This is a genomic window from Desulfuromonadales bacterium, from assembly GCA_035620395.1.
Taxonomy (GTDB): Bacteria; Desulfobacterota; Desulfuromonadia; order Desulfuromonadales; family DASPGW01; genus DASPGW01.
Map to the genome: position 1 here is coordinate 1 of DASPGW010000005.1, position 4168 is coordinate 4168.

At 68.2% G+C, this 4168-nt stretch carries 4 protein-coding genes; 3 read left to right on the plus strand and 1 reads right to left on the minus strand.

Annotated features, from left to right (window positions below):
* The 3 genes from VD811_00195 to arsS form a co-directional block, all read left to right on the plus strand.
* A partial coding sequence (locus VD811_00195; protein HXV19389.1) for a hypothetical protein occupies positions 1 to 2133 on the plus strand: 2133 nt, incomplete at its 5' end.
* 77 nt (positions 2134 to 2210) lie between these two features.
* Positions 2211 to 2543 carry an arsenosugar biosynthesis-associated peroxidase-like protein gene (locus VD811_00200; protein HXV19390.1) on the plus strand — a complete coding sequence of 111 codons (333 nt, stop codon included), beginning with the start codon at positions 2211 to 2213 and terminating at the stop codon, positions 2541 to 2543.
* Positions 2544 to 2565: 22 nt separating this feature from the next.
* Positions 2566 to 3558, plus strand: a complete 993-nt coding sequence (gene arsS / locus VD811_00205) for an arsenosugar biosynthesis radical SAM (seleno)protein ArsS (GenBank protein ID HXV19391.1) — start codon at positions 2566 to 2568, stop codon at positions 3556 to 3558.
* A 100-nt stretch (positions 3559 to 3658) separates the two neighbouring features.
* Here arsS and VD811_00210 read toward each other — a convergent pair.
* Positions 3659 to 4168 (minus strand): polysaccharide deacetylase family protein (locus VD811_00210; protein ID HXV19392.1); only part of this gene is annotated, 510 nt, incomplete at its 5' end.

Consider the following 4168-nt stretch of genomic DNA (forward strand, 5'->3'; position numbering starts at 1 on the left):
GCCGTGGGCAGCCTGAGCCAGGCGGTCTTCGGCGGCTTCGATTCCTTCCTGCTCTTTGCCGATCCCGGTCAATTCTGGCGGCTGCTGCTGGGCAATCTCTTCATCGCCCTCCCCTTCTTCCTCGCCGCCCTCGCCATCGGCCTGGTCTTCGTGCGGGAGGTCGAGCGGATCGGCTCCTTCTACTTCGCCAACCTGCTCGGTTCCGGTCTGGGCGGGCTGGCCGCCATCCTTCTGCTCGAACTCTCCGCTCCGGAGCGGCTACCGGCCGTCAGCGCCGTTTTCGCCCTGGCCGCCGGACTGCTCATCGTCCCCCGCCGCGGCCGAGGACTGCTGCTGGCGGCAGCGGCCCTGACGGCGACAGTGGCGGTTTTCGGGCTGCTCCGTCCCGCGCCCCTGGTCCTTTCCCAGTACAAGGATCTGCGGCGGACCCTCGATCTCCCCGCAACCCGCCTGGTGGCCGAGCGCCCCGGCGCCCAGGGGCTGGTCCAGGCGGCCGCCGGGCCGGCCCTGCGCTGGGCGCCCGGCCTCAGCCTCGCCTACAACGGGGAGGTGCCGGTGCGCGCCGCCGTCTTCGTCAACGGCAACTGGTTCGGGCCGGTCCTCCCCTGGTCCCCCGAGGCCACGGAGCACCTGCTCGACTACTCTACGGCCGCCCTCCCCTACGCCATCGCTGCGCCGGGACGGGTGCTGGTGCTGCACGCCGGCACCGGTGCGGAGGTAGCCCAGGCCCTCACCCGCGGCGCCCGCCGGGTGGTGGCGGTGGAGCCGCAAGGGGCGGTGCCGGAGCTGCTCGGCGAGCACTTCGCCGCGGACCAGGGCCGCCTCTGGAGCCATACGGCCGTAGCGGTCGTACCCCTCGAGCCGCGCACGCAGCTCGCTGGCGATCCCTCCCGCTACGACCTGATCGTCCTTCCCACCGTCGGCGCCTTCGGCGGCACCGCCGGGCTCTACGCCCTGCAGGAGCAGTACCTCTTCACCCGCGAGGCCTTTGCCGAAATGTGGCGGCACCTGAGCGAAGACGGCCTGCTGACCGTCACCGTCTGGATGGATTATCCGCCGCGCGCGCCCCTGCGGCTGGCGGCCACCCTGGCCGAGGCGCTGGAGGCGGCCGGCGCCGGCGACCCGTTGGCCCACCTGACGGCGGTGCGCGGCTGGGGGGCCGTCACCTTCTGCGTCAGCCGATCTCCCCTCACGCCAGCCGACATTGAAGCAGTGCGCACCTTCGGCAAGGAGCTGCTCTTCGACCCTCTTTTGCTGCCTGGCCTCAACCCGGCGGAACGGCAGCGTCACAACAGGCTTCAGGACCCCGGCTTTTTCTCCGACCTGGATCGACTCTTCACCGCGGACCGCGAGCGGCTCTACGCGGCATACGACTTCCGGCTGCGGCCGGCCACCGACGACCGCCCCTTCTTCTCCCAGTTCCTGCGCTGGCAGAGCCTGCCGAATCTGGTCCGGCTCTTCGGCGAGCGGGCCGTTCCCTTTCTGGAGACCGGCTACCTGATCGTCCTGCTGACCTTTATCCAGATGCTGCTGGCCGCCCTGCTCCTGATCCTCCTCCCCCTCTTCCGCCTCGGCTGGAAAAGCGGAAACCGCCTGCCGGTCTTCTTCTACTTCGGCGGCCTGGCGGTCGGCTACATGCTGGTGGAGATCGTCCTCATCCACCGTTTCGTCCTGTATCTGGGGCACCCGGTCTATGCGGCGGCGGCGGCCATCTGCACCCTCCTGGTCTTCTCCGGGGCCGGCAGCTTCCTTTCCTCCCGGCTGCGCCTGACGGTGGCGACCCCGCGTCGGGCCGCCGCCCTGGTCGCTCTCCTGCTGCTGATCTATACCCTGCTGCTGCCGCCGCTGCTGCATCACACCATCGCCCTTCCCCTCGGCTGGAAGCTCCTACTCACCCTGCTGGCGCTGGCGCCGCCGGCCTTCGCCATGGGCTTCCCTTTCCCCCTCGGCCTGCGCCTGCTCGGCCGGCAGCGGGAGGCGGACGTCCCCTGGGCCTGGGGCATCAACGGCTGTCTCTCGGTGCTCAGCACCGCCCTCGCCACCATCATCGCCGTCGAGGCCGGATTCGTCGCCGTGCAGGTCACGGCCGCGGCGGCCTACGCCGTCGCCGCCCTCGCCCGCCTGCGTGTCTGAGGAGAAAATTCTTTTGCCATCCCAGGAAAGCGCTGTAAAATACAGGCCGCCCACCCGTCCCTTCAGGAGGAACATCCATGGATACCTACTACGACCCGCAGGACCTCGCCAAATTCTCCGAAATCGGCAAGGAAGCTCCCGAACTGGCGAAGAAATTCTTCGATTATTACGGCGCCGTCTTTGCCGAGGGGGAGCTTACCGAGCGCGAAAAGGCTTTGATCGCCCTGGCGGTGGCGCACACCGTCCAGTGTCCCTACTGCATCGATGCCTACACCCGGGCCTGCCTGGAGAAGGGGTCGAACGCGGCGGAGATGACCGAGGCCCTGCACGTGGTGACCGCCATCCGCGGCGGCGCCTCCCTGGTCCACGGCATGCAGATGCGCAAGATCGTCGAAAAACTGTCGATGTAATGATCTTTCCGGAAAGAGCTCGATGAACCCAATCCAACCCGGCGACCACGAACCGAAAACGACCCGGAACGAAACCACCACCGTCGAACCGTTCCGCCAGGCGCTTGAGCGTCACGGACTGCAACTGCAGCGCGCCCACACCCATACCCTGCAGGTGAACGTCGGCCTGCTCTGCGACCTCGCCTGCCGCCACTGCCATCTGGAGGCCGGGCCCGGCCGGCCGGAGGTGATGAGCCGGGCTACCATGGACGCCGTGATCGCCTTTGCCGGCCGCTGCCGCTTCCAGCTCATCGACATTACCGGTGGTGCCCCCGAACTGGTGCCGCATATCGGCTATCTGATTGAACAACTGGCGCCGCTGACACCGAAGCTTCTTTTGCGCTCCAATCTTACCGCCCTGGCGGCCGACTCGCGGGATGACCTGCTCAATATCTGCCGCGCCCACCGGGTGGCGATCGTCGCCTCATTTCCTTCCACCAGTGCCTCTCAGACCGATGCCCAGCGTGGCAAAGGAGTGGGAGAGCGCAGCATCGCCATGCTGCAGAGGCTCAACACCCTCGGCTGGGGCCGCGAGGGGAGCGGTCTGGAGTTGAACCTGGTCGCCAATCCGACGGGCGCTTTCCTGCCGGCGGCGCAGGGCGAAACGGAGGCCAGGTTCAAACGCGACGCTGAGCGCAAATGGGGGATCGTCTTCAATCGTCTCTTCACCTTCGCCAACGCCCCCCTCGGCCGCTTCCGCACCTGGCTGGAAGCCTCGGGCAACTATGAAGGCTACATGCTGAAGCTCGCCAGGAGCTTCAACCCCTGCACCGTCGAGGGGCTGATGTGCCGCAGCCTGGTCTCCGTCTCCTGGGACGGCATCCTGCACGACTGCGACTTCAACATCGCTGCCGGCCTCCCCTTCGGCGGCTCCCCGGTCCATGTCTCCGCCCTGAACGCCCGCCCCGAGGCCGGCACGCCGATCGCCACCGGCGACCACTGCTACGCCTGCACCGCCGGCTCCGGCTTCACCTGAGGGGGCGAGATCGCGACCTAGTTCAGGTCGCCTGGAAGAAGAAAAAGCCGCTCACCTGAAAAGGTGGCGGCTTTTTCGTTTGCCGGTTGAAGCGGGACTTTCAGTCTCCCTCCGCGGGAGAAGACGGCGCCGGCCCGAGCAGTTCCGAAACCGTGACCAGTTCGAAACCCCGGCCGCGCAGGAAGGCGATCATCTGCGGCAGGGCCTCGGCGGTGTGCCAGCCCCGGCCGTTGGCGTGCATGATGATGATTGAGCCGTTGCGGGCGCCCCGCTGCACCTCCTTGAGGATGGCGGCGGCATCCATCCCCGGGTCGGGGTCGCCGGTGACGACGTCCCACTGGATGATTCGCACTCCCCGGACGGTAGCGGCCTGCAGGGTCGCCGGGGTATGGGTGCCGAAGGGGAGGCGGAAGAGCCGGCTGCTCCGACCGGCAACGCGGATCAGCTCCGCCTCGGTCCGATCGATCTCGACGGCGATCTCCCCGGCGGAGAGACGGCGCAGGTCGGGGTGCCCCCAGGAGTGATTGCCCAGCTCGAAGCGCGGGTTGGCCGCCAGCCGGCGCGCCTCCTCCGGGTGGCTGCGCAGCCAGTCGCCGCCAGCGAAAAAGGT

What these genes read in the sequence shown, in the direction of transcription:
- VD811_00200 (HXV19390.1), top strand. Translation starts at nt 2,211, where the DNA reads ATGGATACCTACTACGACCCGCAGGACCTCGCCAAATTCTCCGAAATC.
- arsS (HXV19391.1), top strand. Translation starts at nt 2,566, where the DNA reads ATGAACCCAATCCAACCCGGCGACCACGAACCGAAAACGACCCGGAAC.